The 22,554-nt window shown below is 69.0% G+C and carries 12 protein-coding genes, 1 tRNA gene and 6 pseudogenes; 7 read left to right on the top strand and 12 right to left on the bottom strand.

Going from position 1 to position 22,554, the window contains the following annotated elements; genetic code table 11:
- Positions 1-245 precede the first annotated feature (245 nt).
- The 4 genes and pseudogenes from OJJOAM_RS15530 to hrpA all read right to left on the bottom strand — a co-directional run bounded on the left by OJJOAM_RS15530 (position 246) and on the right by hrpA (position 7,699).
- Complete coding sequence (locus tag OJJOAM_RS15530; RefSeq protein ID WP_422648456.1) at positions 246-1,220, bottom strand: sterol desaturase family protein; 975 nt, start codon at positions 1,218-1,220, stop codon at positions 246-248.
- Positions 1,220-2,024: pseudogene (locus OJJOAM_RS15525) on the bottom strand (polysaccharide deacetylase family protein). Before OJJOAM_RS15525 ends, OJJOAM_RS15530 begins: the two are co-directional and overlap by 1 nt.
- A gap of 118 nt (positions 2,025-2,142) precedes the next feature.
- Positions 2,143-3,124: pseudogene (locus OJJOAM_RS15520) on the bottom strand (cytochrome D1 domain-containing protein).
- Positions 3,125-3,380: 256 nt separating this feature from the next.
- A pseudogene (gene hrpA, locus OJJOAM_RS15515) lies at positions 3,381-7,699 on the bottom strand (ATP-dependent RNA helicase HrpA).
- 192 nt (positions 7,700-7,891) lie between these two features.
- Here hrpA and argA point away from each other — a divergent pair.
- Positions 7,892-9,240, top strand: a pseudogene (gene argA, locus OJJOAM_RS15510) (amino-acid N-acetyltransferase).
- A 185-nt stretch (positions 9,241-9,425) separates the two neighbouring features.
- Positions 9,426-9,698 carry an oxidative damage protection protein gene (locus OJJOAM_RS15505; RefSeq protein ID WP_174109191.1) on the top strand — a complete coding sequence of 91 codons (273 nt, stop codon included), beginning with the start codon at positions 9,426-9,428 and terminating at the stop codon, positions 9,696-9,698.
- 124 nt (positions 9,699-9,822) lie between these two features.
- Here OJJOAM_RS15505 and rpiA read toward each other — a convergent pair whose 3' ends face one another.
- Complete coding sequence (gene rpiA, locus OJJOAM_RS15500; protein ID WP_149319149.1) at positions 9,823-10,509, bottom strand: ribose-5-phosphate isomerase RpiA; 687 nt, start codon at positions 10,507-10,509, stop codon at positions 9,823-9,825.
- A gap of 281 nt (positions 10,510-10,790) precedes the next feature.
- On the opposite strand from rpiA, the pseudogene tal reads away from it, so the two are divergent.
- Positions 10,791-11,745 (top strand): annotated as a pseudogene (tal, locus tag OJJOAM_RS15495) (transaldolase).
- A gap of 120 nt (positions 11,746-11,865) precedes the next feature.
- Here tal and OJJOAM_RS15490 read toward each other — a convergent pair.
- The 3 genes from OJJOAM_RS15490 to rnr all read right to left on the bottom strand — a co-directional run bounded on the left by OJJOAM_RS15490 (position 11,866) and on the right by rnr (position 16,138).
- Entirely contained in the window at positions 11,866-12,609 is a 744-nt protein-coding gene (locus OJJOAM_RS15490; RefSeq protein ID WP_422648455.1) for an SIR2 family NAD-dependent protein deacylase, read from the bottom strand.
- A 26-nt stretch (positions 12,610-12,635) separates the two neighbouring features.
- Positions 12,636-13,382: a 23S rRNA (guanosine(2251)-2'-O)-methyltransferase RlmB gene (rlmB, locus tag OJJOAM_RS15485; protein ID WP_149319151.1), complete on the bottom strand. Its 747-nt coding sequence runs from the start codon at positions 13,380-13,382 to the stop codon at positions 12,636-12,638.
- A 110-nt stretch (positions 13,383-13,492) separates the two neighbouring features.
- The gene (rnr, locus tag OJJOAM_RS15480) at positions 13,493-16,138 is read right to left on the bottom strand and encodes a ribonuclease R (protein WP_422648454.1); all 2,646 of its coding nucleotides are present in this window, start codon (positions 16,136-16,138) and stop codon (positions 13,493-13,495) included.
- A 70-nt stretch (positions 16,139-16,208) separates the two neighbouring features.
- Here rnr and OJJOAM_RS15475 point away from each other — a divergent pair.
- From OJJOAM_RS15475 to OJJOAM_RS15460, 4 genes are all read left to right on the top strand, one after another.
- Positions 16,209-16,295: transfer RNA gene (locus OJJOAM_RS15475), tRNA-Leu, on the top strand.
- Entirely contained in the window at positions 16,255-16,686 is a 432-nt protein-coding gene (locus OJJOAM_RS15470) for a hypothetical protein (protein WP_422648453.1), read from the top strand. Before OJJOAM_RS15475 ends, OJJOAM_RS15470 begins: the two co-directional genes overlap by 41 nt.
- A 148-nt stretch (positions 16,687-16,834) precedes the next feature.
- Complete coding sequence (locus OJJOAM_RS15465; protein WP_422648452.1) at positions 16,835-17,269, top strand: Rrf2 family transcriptional regulator; 435 nt, start codon at positions 16,835-16,837, stop codon at positions 17,267-17,269.
- Between the two features lie 108 nt (positions 17,270-17,377).
- Positions 17,378-17,998 (top strand): NAD(P)-dependent oxidoreductase, encoded by a 621-nt coding sequence (locus OJJOAM_RS15460; RefSeq protein ID WP_422648451.1) that lies wholly within the window; start codon positions 17,378-17,380, stop codon positions 17,996-17,998.
- A 173-nt stretch (positions 17,999-18,171) separates the two neighbouring features.
- Here OJJOAM_RS15460 and OJJOAM_RS15455 read toward each other — a convergent pair whose 3' ends face one another.
- From OJJOAM_RS15455 to hflC, 4 genes and pseudogenes are all read right to left on the bottom strand, one after another.
- Positions 18,172-18,735, bottom strand: coding sequence for a phosphoribosyltransferase (locus OJJOAM_RS15455; RefSeq protein ID WP_422648450.1), 564 nt, complete (start codon positions 18,733-18,735; stop codon positions 18,172-18,174).
- Between the two features lie 133 nt (positions 18,736-18,868).
- Positions 18,869-20,210, bottom strand: a pseudogene (locus tag OJJOAM_RS15450) (adenylosuccinate synthase).
- A 96-nt stretch (positions 20,211-20,306) separates the two neighbouring features.
- Entirely contained in the window at positions 20,307-21,458 is a 1,152-nt protein-coding gene (locus OJJOAM_RS15445; RefSeq protein ID WP_422648449.1) for an ATP phosphoribosyltransferase regulatory subunit, read from the bottom strand.
- 202 nt (positions 21,459-21,660) lie between these two features.
- Entirely contained in the window at positions 21,661-22,551 is an 891-nt protein-coding gene (gene hflC, locus OJJOAM_RS15440; protein WP_422648448.1) for a protease modulator HflC, read from the bottom strand.
- Between the last annotated feature and the right edge of the window lie 3 nt (positions 22,552-22,554).

Genomic DNA, 22,554 nt, shown 5'->3' with positions numbered 1-22,554 from the left:
ACCGGGTCAGTCGATCAGGTCGGACGCCCCGGTCAACCGTCCAGGTCGGGCGGCGCGCGCCGCGCGCGGCGGCGCGGCAACGGCTCGCCATCGGGGCCGATTCAGGGGGGGACAGACTAGCACACGTGCCGGCAACGCATCGTGTCGGAGCGGCATCGTCCGCGCAGACGACATCCGTGCAGCGACCTTCGCGGCCGCGAACTCCGTGGCGGCGATCTCCGCGGGGAGACGGCCGCGGCTACAGCCTAGGCGCGCCGGAACCAGCGCTTGATGCCGTACCACTGCTGCTGCAGCAGGCCGGCGCCGTAGTCGCGCCCGCGTCCGGCCGGCGGCGGCAGCTGGTCGCGGATGCCGGTGGGCAGGTAGTCGTCGACGAAGCGGGCGGTGCCGAACAGCATGTCCCACCAGGGGAACAGCACGCCGTAGTTGCAGCCGCCCAGCCGCGCCGGCTGCCCGTGCGCCTCGTGCCCGATGCCGATTGCATGATGGGTGCGGTGAAAGCGCGGCGACACCAGCAGGCGCTCGCCGATGCGGCCGAAATGCAGCCGCACGTTGGCATGCTGCAGGCTCTGCATCAGCTGCGACAGCGCCACCAGCAGCAGGAACTGCGACGGCTCGACGCCGATCGCCAGCGCGGTCACCGCGAACACCAGGCTGCGCAGCAGGTCGTCGAGCAGATGGTTGCGGTTGTCGCTCCACAGCGTCATCTGGCGCTGGCTGTGGTGGACCGCATGCAGGCACCACCACCAGCGCACGGTATGCGACAGCCGGTGATACCAGTAGCCGAGCAGGTCGAACAGCAGCAGATAGACCAGGAAGCTGACCAGCGGCTCGCTGGTGACGCCGGGCCACCAGTCCTCGACATTGATGCGCTGCCAGCCGGCCAGGTGCAGCCGCCCCTCGATCGCGTCGACCACCGGATCGAGCGTGAAGAACAGCACCAGCCGGAACAGGCCGAGCCGGTGGATCATCGTGTAGACCATGTCGGTGCGGATCGCGGCGCGATCGGTGACCGGCTCGACCGGGCGCAGCCGCTCCAGCGGCCACAGCAGCGCCACCATCACCGTGAGCTGCAGCAGGCCGACCACCAGCCATTCGGTGCCGGTGAAGGCGTCCTCGGCATAGCCGCCGAGGCCCAGCGCGTAGACCACCGGCAGCACCACGTGCTGGAACAGCGCGCCCTCGAGATCGCCGAGCCAGGCGTCCAATGTCTGCAGCATCAGTTGGCCCCTCCCCTGATGGCGGCCGGCTTGGCTTGGCCGTAGTCCGGATGCTCGCGCAGCGCTGGCGAAGCAGAAGCCCTTGCGGCGCAGGCCCTCGATCAGCGGCTCCAGCACGGCCGGCGCCCACGGATCGCGGCGCGACCAGATGCCCAGATGCGCCATCGCGATATCGCCGTCGCGCAGGTCGCGCAGCGCCCGGTTCAGCAGCGCCGTGTTCGGATAGCGGTCGGAATCGAGCTCGTCGCCGAGGAAACCGGCCTGCGCCCAGCCCACATGGCGATAGCCGCATTGGCGCGCCCAGGCCAGCGTCTGCGGCGCGGTGCGGCCGCCCGGCGCGCGCCACAGCGGCGCCATGCCGACCCCGGCCAGCCGCTGCAGCGCCGCGGCGCTGCGGTCCAGCTCGGCGCAGAAGGCGGCCTGGTCCATCGCGACGTCCTGGCCGGCCTTGGGGCCGAACTGCGGCCGCATCACGACCTTGCCGCCGCGCGTGCTGCGCAGGTACACATGGTCGAAGGTATGCGAGCCGAACGCGTGGCCGTCGGCGGCCAGCGCCTTCCAGTACGGCGCCCAGCCCGGATCGAGCGAATGGTCGCCGCGCACGGTCGGCTCGTTGGCGAGGAAGAAGGTCGCGCGCACGCGCTGGCGGCGCAGCACGTCGGCGATCAGCTGCGCCTGGCTCATGCTGCCGGTATCGAAGGTCAGGTACAGCGTGCCGGCGCGGCAGTCGTCGGGGGCGGCATGGGCGGATGGCGAGGCGGCGCAAGCCAGGGCTGTCAGCGCGGTGGTCAGCGCGGCAAACAGGGCGCGCGCCAGCCGCTGGCGTCTGCCCACCGATCGCCCCTCTTCCACCTGTGGGAGAAGCGAGCAAACCACCAGGGTTGCCGGGGAATACGGGTTGCCGAGCTTCATGCCGCCCTCGTCAATACAGCGGCGCCCGCGTGCGGAAATAGATGCCGTGCGGCGAGCGGCCGACGCGGATGGTCTTGACCAGCTTGCGGCTCGGCACGTCGATCACCCCGACCGAGCGGGCCCAGCGGAAGGTCACCCACAGCGTCTTGCCGTCGGCGGCCAGCTCCATGTCGTCCGGCCCCGGCGGCAGGCCGGCGATGTCGCCGACCTTGGTCAGCGTCTGCTGGTCCAGGATGCTGATGGTGCCGGAGACGCGGTTGGTCAGCAGCAGATGGCGCTTGTCGCCGAGCGCGCGGAAGTTGTGCGCGCCCTTGCCGGTCTGGATCTGCTTGACCACCGCGCGCGCGCGCCAGTCGATCACGGCGACATAGTCGGCGCCGGTCATGCCGACCAGCAGATAGCGCTGGTCCGGCGTCAGCCAGATGCCGGCCGGGGCCGAGCCGGCCTCCATGCGCCACAGCAGCGTCTGCGTCGGCAGGTCGATCGCCGCGACCTCGTTCGAGTCCTGCAGCGTCACGAAGGCGATGCGGCTGTCGGCGGTGAAGGCGATATGGCTCGGGGGTGCGGCCCAGCGGCAGCTGCCTGGCCGCCTTCAGCGCGCGCCCGTCCCAGCGGTACAGGTCGACGCGGTCGAGCCGGTTGCCGGTCACGACGAACCATTTCTGGTCCGGCGAGAAGCCGATGTGATACGGGTCGTCGATGTCCGGCACGCGCTGCTGCACGCGGCCGCTGACCGGATCGAGGAAGACCAGGTCGTTGCCGACCGCGTTGGCGACGATCAGCGAGCGGTCGTCGGGCGTGGCGATCAGGTGGTGGGGCTCCTTGCCGACCGGGAAGGTCTCCAGCACCTTCTGGCTGTCACGGTCGATCAGGGTTACGGTTGCATCACCCGAATTGAGCACCACGACCACTTCGGCGTGGACTGGAAGCGCCGCCGCGCCAAGACAGGCCCAGGTGAAACAGGCAGCGACGACACGGCGAAAGGCGGGCATATGCAGGGCGAACGGAACGGTTGGCGGACCGTTCTGAACGGTCGGCGGAAGGGTTCGAACAAGGAATCGAACAGGAATCGAGCAAGGAAACGGAACGGGTGGAACGGCGGGGGTCCGGCCGGAGTCTCGCTCGCAAGCGCGCCCGCCGGACCAGCCGTCCAGGCGGCCGCTCATGCGACCGCCAAGGCCCACGCATTCTAACGTCGAGCCCCACCGTTTCGATGACCGGGTGCGCCAAAATCGTGCCCCGGCCGCCCTACCGTTGCATCGACTCCCACACCTTCTGCAGACGCTTGACAGACATCGGCACTGGCGTTCGCAATTCCTGCGCGAACAGCGCGATGCGCAGCTCCTCCAGCATCCAGCGGAATTCCTCCAGCCGCGCGTCCTCGCCGCCCCTGCCCTGCCGCCGCTGCTTGTCCGCGCGCTGCCACTGCTGCAGCAGCGGCGCCATCTCCTGCTGTCGCTGGGTATCCCGGCCCGGATCGCCCTTGAGCTTGTCGATCCGCATCGCGATGCCCTTCAGATAGCGCGGGAAATGCACCAGCCTGTCGTAGGGAGTCTCGCCGAGGAAATGCTTGCCCATCAGCTGCGACAGCTGGGCCTGCATGTCGGCATGGGCGGCGGCGAAGGGCTTGGCCTGCAGCAGCTTGCGCGGCAGCGCCGCGTATTCGGCCAGGATGGTGCCGGCCAGCCGGGCGATCTCCTGCGCCAGCAGCCCAAGCCGCCCGCGGCCCTCCTCCTTGCGCGCGGCGAACTCCGCCTCGTTGCGCGGCAGCGGCGCCTGCATGCAGGCGCGCTCGAGCGCCAGCATCACGATCTGGTCGCGCAGCATGTCCTGCGTGCCCAGCGTCATGTACTGCATCGCCATCTGCGACAGCCCGGGGATGTTCTTCTGCACGAACTTGACCTGCTCGCGCAGCTGCAGCGCGAACAGCCGCCGCAGCCCGGCGTGGTGCAGCCGCTCGGCCTCCTGCGGGTCGTCGAACACCTCGACGTCGCAGTGAGTGTCGCGGTCGACCAGCGCCGGGTAGCCGAACAGCGTCCGGTTGCCCTTGCGGATCTCCAGCAGCTCGGGCAGCTCGCCGAAGGTCCAGCCGGTCAGCCCTTCGTATTGCCCCGCCTCGGCGACCGGCGCCTCGCGCGCGACCAGGCTCTGGAACGACTGCTGCGCCTGCCCGCCGAGTTCGGCGCGCAGCTGGGCCAGGTTGCGGCCCATGTCCAGCTGGCGGCCATGCTCGTCGACCACCTTGAAGTTCATGAAATGGTGGGCCGGCAGCGTCTCCAGCTTGAAGTCCGCGCGCCGGATCATGGTGCCGGTCTGCTCGCGGATATCGGCGATCAGCACGTCGATCAGTTCGCCCTCGGCGAACGGCCGGCGCTCGACGAAGCCCGCGGCGTAGTCGGGCAGCGGCACGCAATGGCGGCGCAGCTTCTGCGGCAGCGACTTGAGCAGCAGGTGCACCTTCTCCTTGATCATGCCCGGCACCAGCCAGTCGGCGCGTTCGGGCCGGATCTGGTTCAGCGCGTACAGCGGCACCGTCAGCGTGACGCCGTCGCGATGGCTGCCGGGCTCGAAGTGATAGCTCAAACCCATGTCGACGCCGGCGACGTTCAGCGTCTTCGGGAACAGGTCGGTGGTGATGCCGGCCGCCTCGTGCCGCATCAGCTCTTCGCGGTTCAGGTACAGCAGCTTGCGGTCGCGTGCGCTCTCGGCCTGGTACCACTGCTCGAAGCTGGTCTGCTGATGGATGTCGGCCGGGATGTGGCGGTCGTAGAAGGCGTAGATCAGCTCGTCGTCGACCAGCACGTCCTGCCGGCGCGCCTTGTGCTCGAGGTTCTCGATTTCCCGGACCAGGCGCTGGTTGTGCGCGAAGAACGGCAGCCGCGTATCGAACTCGCCCTCGACCAGCGCGCGGCGGATGAACAGTTCGCGCGCCTCCCGCGGGTTCATCGGACCGTAGTGCACGCGCCGGTGCTGGTAGACCGTCAGCCCGTACAGCGTGGCGCGCTCCATCGCCAGCACCTGGCCGGCCTTCTTCTCCCAGTGCGGATCGCTCCAGCTGACCTTGAGCAGATGGCGGCCGACCTGCTCGAGCCAGTCCGGCTCGATGCGGGCCAGCGTGCGGGCGAACAGCCGGCTGGTCTCGACCAGCTCGGCGGCCACCAGCCAGCGGCCCATCTTGCGCGCCACCAGCGAGCCGGGCCACAGATGGAACTTGATGCCGCGCGCCCCCAGGTACTCGCGCCCGCGGCCGTCGGCCTCGTCCAGCTTCTGGCCGATATTGCCGAGCAGGCCGGTCAGCAGCGCCTTGTGGACCTGCTCGTAGGTCGGCTCGCTGTCGTTGAGCTTCCAGCCCTGCTCGGCGACCGTCGTCAGCAACTGCGAATGGACGTCGCGCCATTCGCGCAGCCGCAGGTGCGACAGGAAGTTGGCGCGGCACTGGTCCTGCAGCTGGCGGTTGCTCTTCTTGTGCGCGACCGCGTCCTCGAACCACTTCCACAGCTTGACCCAGCCGAGGAATTCCGAGCGTTCGTCCATGAACTTGCGGTGCGCCTGGTCGGCGGCCTCCTGCGCTTCCTGCGGACGGTCGCGCGGGTCCTGCACCGACAACGCGCTGGCGATGATCAGCACCTCGCGCAGGCAATGCTGGTCGCGCGCGGCCAGGATCATGCGGGCCACGCGCGGGTCCAGCGGCAGGCGCGCCAGCTGGCGCCCGAGCGGGGTCAGCGCATTGCCGTCGTCGACCGCGCCCAGCTCCTGCAGCAGCTGATAGCCGTCGGCGATCGCGCGGCCCAGCGGCGGCTCGATGAAGGGGAAGGATTCGATCGCGCCGAGGCGCAGCGCCTTCATCCGCAGGATCACCGCGGCCAGCGACGAACGCAGGATCTCGGGATCGGTAAAGCGCGGGCGCGCGGCGAAATCGGCCTCGTCGTAGAGGCGGATGCAGACGCCGTCGGCGACGCGTCCGCAGCGGCCGGCGCGCTGGTTGGCGGCGGCCTGCGAGATCGGCTCGATCTGCAGCTGCTCGACCTTGTTGCGATACGAATAGCGCTTGACGCGCGCCAGGCCCGTGTCGACCACATAGCGGATGCCCGGCACCGTCAGCGAGGTCTCGGCGACGTTGGTGGCCAGCACGATGCGGCGTGCGTTGGAGGGCTTGAACACGCGCTCCTGCTCCTGCACCGACAGCCGCGCGAACAGCGGCAGGATCTCGGTGTGGGGCGGATGGTGCTTGCGCAGCGCCTCGGCGGCCTCGCGGATCTCGCGCTCCCCGGGCAGGAACACCAGCACGTCGCCCGGGCCGAGGCGGCTCAGCTCGTCGACCGCGTCGACGATGCCGTCGTACAGGTCGCGCTCGCGCGCCTGTGCGGACTTGAACGGACCGTCGCCGGTCCTGCCGGCCTTGTCGCTCGCCTTGTCGCTCGCCTTGTCGCTCGCCTTGTCGCTCGCCTTGTCGGACCCCTGTCGCCGCGGCCGCCGTCCTCGGCGATCGGCCGATAGCGGATCTCGACCGGATACAGCCGCCCGCTGACTTCGATCACCGGCGCCGGCTTGCCGCCGCTGCCGAAATGTTCGGCGAAACGCTGCGCGTCGATCGTCGCCGAGGTGATGATCACCTTCAGGTCCGGGCGGCGCGGCAGGATCTCCTTCAGGTAGCCCAGCAGGAAATCGATGTTGAGGCTGCGCTCGTGGGCCTCGTCGATGATGATGGTGTCGTAGGCGCGCAGCAGCGGATCGGTCTGCGTCTCGGCCAGCAGGATGCCGTCGGTCATCAGCTTGATCGACGCGCCCGGCGACATGGTGTCGTTGAAGCGCACCTGGTAGCCGACGTGCTCGCCCACCGGCGAGCCGAGCTCCTGCGCGATGCGCTTGGCGGTCGAGGTCGCGGCGATGCGGCGCGGCTGGGTGTGGCCGATCAGGCCGCCCTCGCGCCTGGCCTGGCCGTCCTTGCCGCCGGCGGTACGTCCGCCCTCCGGGGCATCGGCGGCCTCGGTAGCGTCGTTGCCCGCTGCGGCATCTGCAGCCTCGGCGGCATCGGCGCGTGCCGGTCCGCGGCCGATCGACAGGCAGATCTTCGGCAGCTGGGTGGTCTTGCCCGAACCGGTCTCGCCCGAGACGATCACCACCTGGTGCTGCTCGATCGCGCGCGCGATCTCGTCGCGCCGCGCCGACACGGGCAGCGCCTCGGGGAAGGTGATCGGCGGCAGCGGATTGGCCGGCGCGACGCGGCGCGGCGGCCGGCGGCCGGCTTGACCGGGCTGGCTTTCGGAGCGGCGTTCGGGCTGGCCTTCGGCGCGACGCTCGGGCTGACCGTCGGCGCGACGTTCGGGCTGGCCGTCGGCGCGACGCTCGGGCTGGCCGTCGGCGCGACGCTCGGGCTGGCGTCCGGAGCGACGCTCGGGCTGGCGTTCGGACGGGCGTTCGGACGAGCGTTCGGGCGAGCGTTCGGACTTGTCTTCGGTCGGGCCCTGGGACGAGCCCTGGGATGGACCCTGGGACTGGCGTGCGGACTGCGGTCGGGACGGCCTGCGGCGCGGGGCTGCGGGTGGGACGGGGCGTTGTTCGGACATTGGCGGGGATTATAATCCGCGCCATGAACGCCAGAACCGCCACGACCCCAACGCCCGGCGCGCACAACGACGCGGCCGGCGATCCCCCTGCCCGACCCCGCCGTGGCCCCTGCCGCCGACTCCGCAGCCCACTCTGCCGATCCGCCGGCCGCGACCGTGGCCGTTCCCGCCACCACGCCCGCTGTGCCTAGCCTGCCGAAGGCCCCGGCCACGCCCGAGCGCGCCGCGCCCGGACCGGACCGGCAGCAGTTCGTCGACTGGCTGCGCGCGGTCGCGCCGTATATCCATACCTTCCGCGGCAAGACCTTCGTGATCGCCTTCGGCGGCGAACTGGTCAAGGCCGGCATGCTGAACGCGCTGGTCAACGACGTCGCGCTGCTGCACGCGATGGGCATGCAGATCGTGCTGGTCCACGGCTCGCGCCCGCAGGTCGAGGAACAGCTGGCGCTGCGCCAGGTCGAGTCGCGCTTCGTCGACGGCCTGCGCATCACCGACAACGCCGCGCTCGAATGCGCGAAGGAAGCCTCGGGCGAGCTGCGCCTCGATATCGAGGCCGCCTTCAGCCAGGGCCTGCCCAATACGCCGATGGCCGGGGCGCAGCTGTCGGTGGTGTCCGGCAACTTCGTCACCGCGCGGCCGGTCGGCATCGTCGAGGGCACCGACTACCAGCACACCGGCCTCGTTCGCAAGATCGACGGCGACTCGGTGCGCATGTCGCTGCAGCACGGCAAGATCGTGCTGCTGTCGCCGCTGGGCTTCTCGCCCACGGGCCAGGCCTTCAACCTGTCGATGGAGGATGTCGCCAGCGCGACCGCCACCGCGCTGAAGGCCGACAAGCTGATCTTCATCACCGAGGTGCCGGGCGTGCTCGACCCGGTCGGCAAGCTGATGCCCGAGATGTCGCTGCGCACCGCGGTCGAGCGTCTGCAGAACAACCACCTGCCGCCCGACGTGGCCTACTACCTGCAGCATCTGGTCAAGGCGCTCAAGGGCGGCGTGCCGCGCGCGCACCTGATCCCGTTCGACATGGACGGCTCGGTGCTGCTGGAGCTGTTCCTGCACGACGGCGTCGGCACGATGATTTCGGACACCGACCTGGAGAGCCTGCGCGAGGCCACGCTGGACGATGTCGGCGCGATCGTGCAGCTGATCGCCCCGCTCGAGCAGGACGGCACGCTGGTGCCGCGCGGGCGCCACCTGATCGAGCGCGACATCGGCAATTTCTCGGTGATCGAGCACGATGGCGTGCTGTTCGGCTGCGCCGCGCTCTATCCCTATCCGCGCGAAGGCATGGCGGAGATGGCCTGCCTGACGGTCTCGCCCGACGCCCAGGGCACAGGCGACGGCGAACGGCTGCTCAAGCGCATCGAGCGGCGCGCGCGCGCCTCGGCCTCGATCGGCTGTTCGTGCTGACGACCCGCACCGAGCACTGGTTCCTGAAGCGCGGCTTCGTGCGCGCCAGCGTCGACGACCTGCCCGAGGACAAGCGCAAGCTGTACAACTGGCAGCGCAAGTCGATGGTGCTGATGAAGAAACTGTAAAACTGCAAGCGCGGTAGGGGCGGCCCGCGGCGGACGCGGCCGCTTCGTTACAATAGCCGCCGTACGAACGCCGCCGGCAAGCCCACGGCATTGCGCACGAGAGCGCCCACGGCATCGCCCACCATAGCGCGCCCCACAGCGCGGCTCGCCGCGATCCCACGAACAGAAGACAGAAGGAGTCCCCCATGGCCCGCATGGTCCATTGCGTCAAGCTGAACAAGGAGGCCGAGGGCCTCGATTTCCCGCCGCTGCCCGGCGAACTGGGCAAGAAGATCTGGCAGAACGTGTCGAAGGAGGCCTGGGCCGGCTGGCTCAAGCACCAGACCATGCTGATCAACGAGAACCGCCTGAACATGGCCGACACGCGTGCGCGCCAGTATCTGCTGAAGCAGACCGAAAAGTACTTCTTCGGCGAGGGCGCGGACCAGGCGGCGGGGTATGTGCCGCCGCAGGGCTGAGTCGGCTGCTTGGCCTGTCCCCTGCCCCTTTTTCCCCGCCGATCGGGAAAGAGGGGCGGGAAGAACAAAAGGCGCCTTGCGGCGCCTTTGTCGTTTGGGCGGGCGCTTTCGCGCCGCCGCCGGCTCAGAAGTCCGTGCGCCGCACGCCGTCGGCCGTGCCCAGCAGCAGCACATCCGCGCCGCGCAGCGCGAACAGTCCCACCGTCACCACACCCGGCAACTGGTTGATCGCCTGCTCCATGCCCTTCGGATCGCCGATGGCCAGGCCGCTGACGTCCAGGATCACATTGCCGTTGTCGGTCTTGTAGATGCCGCCTTCCTTGGTCATGCGCAGGCGCGGCTGGCCGCCCAGCGCCGCCAGCTGGCGCGCGACCGCGGCGCGCGCCATCGGAATCACCTCGACCGGCAGCGGGAACTGGCCCATCACGCCGACCAGCTTGCTGGCGTCGGCGATGCAGACGAAGGTGCGCGCCACCGAGGCGACGATCTTCTCGCGCGTCAGCGCGCCGCCGCCGCCCTTGATCATCGCGCCGCTGGCATCGATCTCGTCGGCGCCGTCGACATAGACCGGAATCTCGTCGACCTCGTTCAGGTCCAGCACCTTGAAGCCGTGCTGCTGCAGGCGGCGCGTCGAAGCCTCCGAGCTCGACACCGCGCCGGCGAAGCGGTCCTTGAAGCGCGCCACCGCATCGATGAACAGGTTGGCGGTCGAACCGGTGCCGACACCGAGCACCGCCCCTTCGGGGACTTCCTTCTCGACATAGTCCGCGGCGGCCTGCGCCACCTGCGCCTTCAGTTCATCCTGAGTCATTGCCTGCTGCCTTGGGCTCCCCCGTGGACCGCGTTGCGGTACGGTGCGGAGCCGGAAAAGTCGGTTGCGGAAACCGCGTAGTGTAACGGATTGCGCCCGGGCCGCCAGGGGTCGCACAATGGGCCGGTACAATGACCCGACGTGGTCCCCGAGGTGGACCCATACGACACGCTACGCCGATATGGCAGTGCACCGATATGGCACTGCACCGATGCAGCAATGACCCGGCCCGTACGCGGTGCCCCCCGTTCCGATTCCTTTCCCGTCCGACGCAATCCATCATGAACCAGCTAGCGCAACTGAAGCAGTTCACCACCGTGGTGGCCGATACCGGCGACTTCCAGGCGATGAAGCAGTACACGCCGCAGGACGCCACCACCAATCCGTCGCTGATCCTGAAGGCCGTGCAGAAGCCGGAGTACCGGCCGCTGCTCGAGAAGGCCGTGCGCGATCATCACGACGCCGGCGTCGATGCCGTGATGGACGCGCTGTTGATCGCCTTCGGCGGCGAGATCCCTGAAGATCGTGCCGGGCCGGGTGTCGACCGAGGTCGATGCGCGGCTGTCCTTCGATACCGCGGCGACCGTGGAAAAGGCGCGCCACCTGATCGCGCTGTACGAGGGCGCCGGCGTGCCGCGCGAGCGCGTGCTGATCAAGATCGCCTCGACTTGGGAGGGCATTCGCGCCGCCGAGGTGCTGCAGCGCGAGGGCATCCGCTGCAACATGACGCTGCTGTTCTCGCTGGTGCAGGCGGTGGCCTGCGCCGAGGCCGGCGCGCAGCTGATCTCGCCCTTCGTCGGCCGCATCCTCGACTGGTACCGCAAGCAGGCCGGCGACAAGTGGAATCCGGATGCCAACAGCGGCGACTCGGATCCGGGCGTGCATTCGGTGCGGCAGATCTACGACTACTACAAGCGCTTCGGCTACAAGACCGAGGTGATGGGCGCGAGCTTCCGCAATACCGACCAGATCCTCTCGCTGGCCGGCTGCGACCTGCTGACCATCAGCCCCGAACTGCTGGAGCAGCTGGCGGCCAGCACCGCGCCGGTCGAGCGCAAGCTGTCGGTCGACGACGCGCAGGCCGGCCATATCGCGCGCGTGCATTGCGACGAGCCGGCCTTCCGCTGGCAGCTGAACGAGGATGCGATGGCGACCGAGAAGCTGGCCGAGGGCATCCGCGCCTTCGCGGCGGATGCGATCAAGCTGGAACGGCTGATCGCCGAGACCTTCTCCTGAAGCATGACGGGCGAGGCGCCGCCTCGCCCCGGCGCCCTTTGACCTGACCACGCGCGTCCGGGCTTGCCCCAGGCGCGCTTTGCCTTGCCCCAGGCGGGCCTGGACTTGCCGGGGCTCGCGTCAGCCGTCCGCCCGGTCCCACAGCATCGGCAGGCATTGCCCCGCCGGCGCCGACAGCACCAGGTCCGCGGTGGCATCCAGCGCCGATGGCTGCGGATTGACGACGATCACGCCGGCGCCATGGTCCTTGGCCAGGCCTGGCAACCCCGCCGCCGGATAGACCATCCCCGAGGTGCCGACCACCAGGCACAGGTCGCAGGTCTGCGCCGCATGCTCGGCGCGATAGCGCGCCACGCGCGGCAGGTCCTCGCCGAACCACACCACACCGGGCCGCATCAGCGCGCCGCAATGGATGCAGCGCGGCGGGCTGCGGCCGTCGTCCGGCCCGGCCTCGCAGCGGCCGCAGCCGTCGAGCCATTTGTTGGCGAACAGGTTGCCGTGCAGCTCGATCACGTCGGTACTGCCGGCGCGCTGGTGCAGCCCGTCGACGTTCTGCGTGACCAGGGTGACCTTCTTCTGCGCGGCCAGCGCGACGATCGCATGGTGGGCGGGATTGGGCTGCGCCGCCGCGACCAGCGTGCGGCGATGCTGGTACCAGTCCCACACCAGGCCGGGCTGGCGCCGGTAGGCGTCCTCGGTGGCCAGTTCCTCGGGATCGAAACGGGCCCACAGGCCCGTCAGCGCATCGCGGAAGGTCGGCACGCCGGACTCGGCGGAAATGCCGGCGCCGGTCAGCACCAGGATGTCGCTGGCCGCCGCGATGCGCCGCCGCGCGTCGGCCAGGCCGGCGGCATCGATCAGCATCGCACCCCCTTCATCGGACCGTCCGCTCAACGCGCCGCCGCGCGGCGCTGGCGCACCGCTTCATAGAGGCAGACGCCGCTGGCGACCGACACGTTCAGGCTTTCGACGCCGCCGGCCATCGGGATCGACACCAGCTCGTCGCAGGTCTCGCGCGTCAGGCGCCGCATGCCCTCGCCTTCGGCGCCCATCACCAGCGCGGTGGGGCCCTTGAGCTCGATGTCGTAGACGGTGCGCTCGGCGCCGTCGGCGGTGCCGACCACCCAGATGCCGCGCTCCTGCAGTTCCCGCAGCGTGCGCGCCAGATTGGTGACAGTGATATACGGCACGGTCTCGGCCGCGCCGCTGGCGACCTTGGCGACCGTCGCGTTCAGGCCGACGCTGCGGTCCTTGGGCGCGATCACCGCATGGGCGCCGGCGCCATCCGCCACGCGCAGGCAGGCGCCGAGATTGTGCGGGTCGGTGACGCCGTCGAGCACCAGCAGCAGCGGCGTGCCTTCGATGCCGTCAAGCAGTTCGTCGAGATTGAGCGCCAGCGACACGTCCTCGGCGCGGGCGACCACGCCCTGGTGGCGGTCGGTGCCCGCCATGCCGCGCAGGCGCTCGGCATCGACCGGATGGAGGCGCACGCCGAGACCCTCGGCGAGGCGGATGAAGTCCTGCATGCGGCGATCGCGCCGGGCGGACTCGATATAGACGTCGGAGACGCCGGCCGCGTCCTGGCGCAGGCGCGCGGTGACGGCGTGAAAGCCGATCAGAAGTTTTTGTTTGGCCATGGGCGGGATTGTACCCGCCCATGGCCCGCCGGCCGGCGCGGCCCTGGCGCCGGCTTGCCGCAGGCCTGCCATCGGCCTGCCGCCGGCTTATTGCCGGCTCACGGCCCGCCTCAGCGCGTCCGCGTGGACTTCTTCGACGCGGTCTTGTGGGCCGTCTTGCCGGCGGCCTTGGCGGTCCGCTTGGTGGTCGACCTGGCGGTCGACTTGGCCGCGGTCTTGCCGCTTGCCTTGCGCCCCACGCCCGCCGGCTTGGGCTTGGCCGCGCGCTTGGACGGCTTGCCGGTACCGCCGGTGCCCCCTTCGGGCCGCGCCTTGACCGGCGTGATCACCGCCTCGAACACCGGCTGCTCCTCGAACACGCGGTCGAGCGTCTCGTCGAACGACTCCTCCGGTTTCGAGGTGCCGCCAAGCAGCGCCGCCAGCTGGCGGCCCTTCTTGCGCGCCGGCAGCGCGTGCGCGGCAGGCACATGCGGCGCCGGCTCGGTGGTCGGGCGCGCGCGCAGGCTCTTGGCCGACGGCTCCTGCACCAGGCGGAAGTCGATCTTGCGGGCGTCGAGGTCGACGCGCGAGACCTGCACGCGCACGCGGTCGGTCAGCCGGTAGCGGATGCCCGTGCGCTGCCCGCGCAGCTCGTTGCGCGCCTCGTCATACTCGAAGTAGTCGCTGCCCAGTTCGGTCACGTGGACCAGCCCTTCGACATACAGCTCGTCAAGCTGGACGAAGATGCCGAACGAGGTCACCGCGCTGACCGTGCCGGCAAACTCGTTGCCCAGCTTGTCGCGCATGAAATAGCACTTGAGCCAAGCCTCGACGTCGCGCGAGGCCTCGTCGGCGCGCCGCTCGTTGGCCGAGCAGTGCAGCCCCAGCTCGTCCCACACCGCTTCGTTGCGGCGCGCGCGGCCGGCCATCTTCTCGGCGCGCGCGGCCTCGTCCTTGGCCTGCATGCGGCGCGCCTTCGGCGAGATCGCGGTATTGAGCGCGGTGCCCGGCGCGAAGGCGGGCTGGTACTTGGTATGGGCCAGCACCGCCTTGATCGCCCGGTGCACCAGCAGGTCCGGGTAACGCCGGATCGGGCTGGTGAAGTGGGCGTAGGCCTCGTAGGCCAGGCCGAAGTGGCCGATGTTGTCGGGACTGTAGACCGCCTGCTGCATCGAGCGCAGCAGCATGGTCTGCAGCAGCGGCGCGTCGGGACGCGCCTTGATCTTGTCCATGACCTCGGCATAGTCCGAGGCCTGCGGCTTGTCGCCGCCGCCCAGCGACAGGCCCGAGGTCTTCAGGAACTCGCGCAGCGCCTTGAGCTTTTCCTCGCTGGGCCCGGCATGGACGCGATACAGCGCCGGGTGCTTGAAGCGCTCGAGGAAGTCGGCCGCGCAGACGTTGGCGGTCAGCATGCATTCCTCGATCAGGCGGTGCGCGTCGTTGCGCGTGCGAGGCAGGATCTGCTCGATCTTGCCCTGCGCATTGCAGACGATATAGGTCTCGGTGGTGTCGAAGTCGATCGCCCCGCGCTCGCGGCGCGCCTTCAGCAGGACCTGGTACAGCTCGTACAGGTTCTGCAGATGCGGCACCAGCTCGGCGCGCTTGTGGGCCTCCGGACCCTTCGTGTTGGACAGCACCGCCCAGACCTCGTTGTAGGTCAGGCGCGCGGCCGAATGCATCACGGCGGGATAGAACTGGTAGGCCTTCAGCTCGCCCTTGGCGGTGACCACCGCGTCGCAGACCATGCACAGACGGTCCACCAGCGGGTTCAGCGAGCAGAGCCCGTTCGACAGCTTCTCCGGCAGCATCGGAATCACGCGGCGCGGGAAGTAGACCGAGGTGGCGCGGTCCAGCGCATCGGCGTCCAGCGGCGTGCCGGGGCGCACGTAGTGCGAGACGTCGGCGATCGCGACGATCAGTCGCCAGCCCTTGGCGCGGCCGATCTTGACCGGCTCGCAGTAGACCGCGTCGTCGAAGTCGCGCGCGTCCTCGCCGTCGATCGTCACCAGCGGCACGTCGCGCAGGTCGATGCGGTGCTCGAGGTCGGCATCGCGCACCTCGTCGGGCAGCGCGGCGGCCTCGCTCAGCGCGGTCGGCGAGAACGCATGCGGCACGCCGTACTTGCGCACCGCGATCTCGATCTCCATGCCGGGGTCGTCGATCTCGCCCAGCACCTCGACCACGCGGCCGACCGGCTGCACATAGCGGTCCGGATATTCGACGATCTCGACGCTGACGACCTGGCCGACCTTGGCCTTGCCCTGCGCGCGCGGCGGGATCAGGATGTCCTGGCTGATGCGCTTGTCCTCGGGCGCCACCACCAGCACCCCGCCCTCGCTGAGCAGGCGGCCGATGACGAAACGGTTGGCGCGCTCGACGATCTCGACGATCTGCCCTTCGGGACGGCCGCGGCGGTCGTAGCCGATCACGCGCACCTGGGCGCGGTCGTTGTGCATCGCCTTCTGCAGCTCGCGCTCGGGCAGGAAGATATCGTCCTCGCCGTCGTCGCGGATCAGGAAGCCGAAGCCGTCGCGGTGTCCCTGCACGCGGCCGACCACGAAGTTGGGCTGGTGCGCCAGCTCGTAGCGGCCCTTGCGGTTCAGTTCGATCTGGCCGTCGCGTTCCATCGCGGCCAGCCGTTTCTGGAAGCCGTCATGCTCCTTGCGCGTGACGGCGAGGGCCTTGGCGATATCGCCGGCCGACAGCGGCGAACCGGAGGTACGCAGGACGCCGAGGATTTCTTCCCGACTCGGGATCGGATAGTTGTTCTGATTCAATTTCTTCTAAAGAGGATTTGACAAATCGATTGTCGTCGCTATAATGAGCGCTTCGGTTGTTTCGACACCTGCCCAGGTGGCGGAATTGGTAGACGCACTAGGTTCAGGTCCTAGCGGTGGCAACACTGTGGAGGTTCGAGTCCTCTCCTGGGCACCAGATCAAAAAACCCGCATCGCTTTCCGGCGCTGCGGGTTTTTTCTTTCCCGCCTGCATCTGCATTTCCATCCGGATCGCTTGCGCGTTCTGCTTTGATCGGGCCATTGGCGCTCCAGTTCGGCGCCGTGTGCGCCGGTTGCCCCGGATCCCCGGGATCGCGTCCCGAAAAATTCCGACCATGTGCCGACCTTGCGCGGCCGACGACCATCTTTCACTGCTTGCGGCGCGCCTGCTGCCGGTCGAACCAGCGGTCGAACCACCGCTCGAACCGATCGCGACTGCACCGCCCCTTGCGCCGGGCGCGACCGTCATCGCCGCACCTCGACATCAAGGCGCAGTGTATCAGCTTCAGTGGCGCTTCCGGCATTCCTTTGACATGGCGGCGGCATGAACCCATGCTGATTGCCCCACCTTCTTCCGCGCCTTCTTCCGCGCCGTGCTCCCAGCCTACCCGACCGACTCCCGGCCCTCGTATCCGCGCCATGGTTGACAGCGTGCGCATATGTAACTACGATAGTTTCACTTCAACGCTTCCCGCCATGTCGACCAGCAGCCGATTCGCCGTTGCCGTCCATATCCTGACCTTGCTGGCCAGCGCCGACGCGCCGCTGCCGTCCTCGCTGATCGCCGGCAGCGTCGGCACCAATCCGGCGCTGATCCGCCGGCTGATCGGCGTGCTGGCGCAGGCCGGACTGGTCTCGACCGCGATGGGCGCCGCCGGCGGCGCCTCGCTGGCGCGGCCCGCAAACACCATCACGCTGCGCGACGTATTTCGCGCGGTGGAGTCGGACAGCCTGATCGCCTTGCATGCCGGCGCGCCCAATCCGGCTTGCATGGTCGGACGCGAGATCACCGGCGCGCTGACCCGCATCACCGACAAGGCGCAGGCCGCGATGGAGGAAAACCTGGCGCAGACCACGATCGCCGGCATGCTGGCCGACGTCGAGCGGTCGGCGCGCGCGCGGCGGCGCTGAATTTTTTGCCGGTATATGTAACTACGTTGGTTTCATATGCGGAGGCCTCGCATCGCTTCGTCTTTCTTATTGCTTCCTCGCGAAGCCAACCTGTGAAGGAGTTCCACCATGCAAATCGCCATCCTGGGTGCCACCGGACGCGTCGGCAGCCGCATCGCCGACGAAGCGCTGCGCCGCGGCCATACCGTGACCGCCATCGCGCGCCACGCCGGCACGCTGGCCGATCGCCCCGGCCTGAAACGGCTGGACGCCGACATCACCGATCTCGCCAACACCGCGAAGCTGGCGCCGGCGCTGGCCGGACATGACGCGCTGGTCAGCGCGGTGCGTTTCGCGCAGGCCGGTCCCGAGCCGCTGCTGCAGCTGGCCCGCCAGGCGGGCGTCAAGCGTGTGGTGGTGGTCGGCGGTGCCGGCAGCCTGTATGTCGCACCCGGCGTGCAACTGGTCGACACGCCGACGTTTCCCGAGGCCTACAAGGCCGAAGCCCTCGCCGGCCGCGACTTCCTGAACGCGCTGCGGGCGGAGCAGGAACTGGACTGGACCTTCCTGTCGCCGTCCGCGCTGCTCGAACCGGGCGAGCGCACCGGCAGCTATCGCGTCGGCAAGGACGAATTGCTGACCGACGCCAACGGCAAGAGCTGGATCTCGATGGAGGACTTCGCCGTCGCGCTGGTCGACGAACTGGAACGGCACGCGCATTCGCGCGAGCGCTTTACGGTGGGGTACTGAGAGGACGGGGGATGGAGGGTGGGCGCAGGTGGTGCGCTGCCCGCTCCCCCGGCCCCTCTCCCGCGAGCGCGGGAGAGGGGAGAAAACCGGCGGGACGCTGGACTCTGCCTATGGTGTTCTCCCTCTCCCGCTCGCGGGAGAGGACCGGGGACAGGGAGCAGTCCGAACGCCGATCAGCCCTGACCGCCCTCGCCCGCTGCCCGCTTGCCGCGCTTGAGCCAGGCGGCGAGATTGTGCGGACGCAGCGTGTCGTATTCCTCGAACGGCTGATGGATCCACGGATTGGTCGGCAGGAAGCTGACGTGGTAGTCGGGCTTGACCTTCGAGCAGGCCTTGTACCACAGCACCGCCGAACGGACCTCGGTCACCGCGGGATAGCGCTCCTGCAGATGGCGGCCGACGCGTTCCAGCGTCAGGCCCGAGTCGACCAGATCGTCGACCAGCAGGATGCGGCCGCTCAGTTCGCCGCGCGTCATCGTGATGTATTGCGCGATATCGAGATCGCCCTGCACCGTGCCGGCCGCCTCGCGGTAGCTGCTGGTGGCCAGGATGGCCAGCGGCACGTCGAAGATGCGCGACATCTGGTCGCCGACGCGCAGGCCGCCGCGCGCCAGGCACAGGATCTTGTCGAAACGCCAGCCCGACTCGTGCACGTTCAGTGACAGGCGGGCAATCAGCTGGTGGTATTCGTCCCACGAGATCCACAGGTTCTCGTCATCGTTCTGAGGCAGGGTCATCGCTTGCTCTTCGTTGCTGCTTTGTTATGGGTCTTCCCGTGCGGGGGGATACAGTAAGGCCCGCTTGCGCGGGCCGGATTTCACTCGATGGCCGCGGTGTATCCCACGGCTCGGGTCGATCAGATCACCGAAATCAGATCAGATACGGATGGCGCAGCAGAATGGTTTCGTCGCGGTCCGGACCGGTCGAGATCATGTCGATCGGGATGCCGACCACTTCCTCGATGCGCTTCAGGTACTGGCGCGCGGCCTCGGGCAGCGCATCCCAGCTCTTGATGCCGAAGGTCGATTCGTTCCAGCCGGGGGAAGTCCTCGTAGATCGGCTCGCAGCGCGCCACGGCGTCGGAGCCGCGCGGCAGCATGTCGATCTGCTTGCCGTCCAGCATGTAGCCGACGCACAGGCGGATCGTGTCGAGACCGTCGAGCACGTCCAGCTTGGTCATGCACAGGCCCGACACGCCGTTGATCTGCACCGAGCGCTTCAGCGCGGCGGCATCGAGCCAGCCGGTGCGGCGCGGACGGCCGGTCACCGAACCGAACTCCTTGCCGACATTGGCCAGGCGCACGCCGACCGGATCCTGGCGGCGCGGATTGTCGTTGTCGTACAGCTCGCTGGGGAACGGGCCCGAACCGACGCGGGTGCAATACGCCTTGGTGATGCCGAGGATGTAGTGCAGGCGGCCCGGACCGACGCCGGCGCCTGCCGTGGCGGCGCCCGCCACGCAGTTGCTCGAGGTCACGAACGGATAGGTGCCGTGATCGACGTCGAGCAGCGTGCCCTGCGCGCCCTCGAACATCAGGTTCTGGCCGGCGGCGTTGACCGCGTACAGCTCGGCCGACACGTCGGCGACCATCGGCGCCAGGCGCGGCGCATAGGCCAGCGCCTCGTCCAGCGTCTGCTGGAAGTCCACGGCCTCGGCGCCCAGGTACTGGGTCAGCATGAAGTTGTGGAAGTCGAGGTTCTCGCGCAGGCGCTCGGCGAATTGCTGCGGATCGAACAGGTCCTGCACGCGCAGCGCGCGGCGGGCCACCTTGTCCTCGTAAGCCGGGCCGATGCCGCGGCCGGTGGTGCCGATCTTGCCGGCGCCGCGGCGCGTCTCGCGCGCGCGATCGATCGCGACGTGGTACGGCAGGATCAGCGTGGCCGCTTCGGAGATGCGCAGGCGGTTCTGCACCTGCAGGCCGGCCCCTTCCAGTTCCTCGATCTCGCGGAACAGCGCCTCGGGCGACAGCACCACGCCGTTGCCGATGTAGCAGACGGTGCCTTCGCGCATGATGCCCGACGGGATCAGCCGCAGGATCGTTTTCTTGCCGCCGATGATCAGGGTGTGGCCGGCGTTGTGGCCACCCTGAAACCGCACCACGCCCTTTGCATGATCGGTAAGCCAATCGACGATTTTTCCTTTGCCTTCGTCACCCCACTGGGTGCCGATCACGACGACGTTGCGTCCCTGGCTTACTGCTGAAGCGGACATGTTGAACTGGTCAGAAGGTTAAAAACGTATTCTACTCTTGTTGCGGGCCGATCCCCGATTTTGCAGGGAGAACCGCTCAGTCCGGCGAACCGGCGCTCAGCGCGGCACCACCACCCAGCGGCCGCCGTCGCGCACCAGCTGGCGGTCGCAATTGAACTCGTCGAGCTCGTGCGTGTGGCCCGGCAACGACTGGATCACGATCTCGCCGCCCTCGCGCAGCGCCGCGATCGCGGTGCGCAGCGCGGGATCCGGGTCCCACGGCGCGAAGATCGCCAGCGCGCGGACCTCGACCGGCGACAGCGCCGCCACCTCGCGCAAGTCCAGCGAAAAGCCGGTGGCCGGACGCGCGCGCCCGAACGCTTCGCCCACCTTGTCGTAGCGGCCGCCGCGGGCAACGTGGTTGGGCAGGCCCGCGACGTAGGCCGCGAACATGACTCCACTGTGATAGTGGTAACCGCGCAGATCGGCAAGGTCGATGTTGACCGTGGCGCCGCGCACCTCGGCGGCCAGGAAGGCCAGCTCGTCCAGCGCGCGGCCGATGGCCGGGCTGGCGGGCAGCACCGCCCGGGCCCGCTCGATCACCTCGGGGCCGCCGTACAGCGTGGGCAGCGCCAGCAGCGCGTCGCGCTCGACCTCGGGGAAACCGGCGGTCAGTTCGCGCAGGGCCGGCACGTCCTTGTTCTCGAGCGCATCGAACAGGGCCTGCTCGTTGCTGCGCGCCGGCGGCAGGCCGTCGAGCAGCGCCGCGACGATGCCGGCATGGCACAGGTCCAGCCGCACCTCGCCCAGCCCCGCCGACTGCAGCGCGGCCAGCATCAGGTTCTGGATCTCGACGTCGGCCTCCAGGCCGGCATGGCCGTAGATCTCGGCGCCGACCTGGATCGGCTCGCGCGTCGCATGAAAGCCCGCCGGGCGGGCGTGCAGCACATTGCCGGCGTAGCACAGCCGCGTCACGCCGGGCCGGTTCAGCAAGTGGGCGTCGATGCGGGCCACCTGCGGCGTGATATCGGCGCGCAGGCCCATGGTGCGGCCCGACAGCTGGTCGACCAGCTTGAAGGTGCGCAGGTCCAGGTCGTGGCCGGTGCCGGTCAGCAGCGACTCGATGTATTCCAGCAGCGGCGGCATCACCAGCTCGTAGCCGTAGGTGCGGAACAGATCGAGCATGCGGCGGCGCAGCTCCTCGATCTTGCGGGCCTCCGACGGCAGCACGTCGGCGATGTTCTCGGGCAGGAGCCAGTGGTTGGACATGGTGCTTCTCTGATTCGTGTGGGTCGCGGGCCGGGCGCGGGCGGCTCGCACAAAAAAGGATCGGTCAGCGGACGGCATCGATGGTGCACCGTCCCGCGGGCGAACAAAACCCCGGCAAGCCGGGGTTCGGGCAAAGCGGACTGCCGCACTGTCGCGCGATCGCGCTATCGCGCCATCGCACCTGCGGAGGCCGGCACGCTCGCTAGCGCCGGGTCGCCGTCTGCGCGCCGCCCGACGAGCGCATGTAGCGGAAGAATTCGGAGTCCGGCTCCAGCACCAGCACGTCGCGCTTGTCGCGGAAGGTGTTGCGATAGGCTTCCATGCTGCGCCAGAACTGCGCGAACTGCGGATCGCGGCCGAACGCCTCGGCGTAGATCTGCGAAGCGCGGGCATCGCCCTCGCCCTTGATCTTCTGCGCCTCGCGATAGGCCTCGGCCAGCACCACCTCGCGCTGGCGGTCGGCGTCGGCGCGGATCTTCTCGCCCTCGGCCGCGCCGGTCGAGCGCAGTTCGTTGGCGACGCGCTTGCGCTCGGCTTCCATCCGGCGGTAGACCGATTCGCTGATCGCCGGCAGCAGGTCGACGCGCTTGAGGCGCACGTCGAGGATCTCGACGCCGACCGTCTTGCCGTACTCGGTCATGCTGTTGCGGATGTTCTGCATGACCTGCTCGCGCTCGCCCGCCACCACTTCGGCGACGGTGCGGCGGCCGAACTCCTCGCGCGCGGCGGCGTCGATCCGCTGCGTCATGCGGTCCTGCGCGCCGCGCAGGTTGCCGCCGAAGGCGACGAAGAAATTGCGCGGATCGGTGATTCGCCATTTGACGAACCAGTCCACCATCATGCTTTTCTTCTCGGCGGTCAGGAAACGCTCGCCGGCGGCCACGTCGATGGTCTGCAGGCGGCGGTCCATGAAGACCACGTTCTGCAGCGGGGGCGGCAGCTTGAAATGCAGGCCGGGGTCGCGCACCACCTGCTTGATCTCGCCGAAGGCGAACACCACGGCATATTGCCGCTGGTCGACCACGAACACCATCGAGGAGGCAATCGCCAACACGATGAAGAGGCCGATGGCGTAGGAAATCAGTCGGTTCATCTG

Origin of the sequence: Cupriavidus sp. H18C1 (assembly GCF_049311595.1) — a bacterium.
In the GTDB taxonomy this organism is placed as follows: Bacteria; Pseudomonadota; Gammaproteobacteria; order Burkholderiales; family Burkholderiaceae; genus Cupriavidus; species Cupriavidus cauae.
The sequence above is the reverse complement of the archived record's forward strand: the minus strand, read 5'-3'. Positions and strand labels throughout refer to the sequence as shown.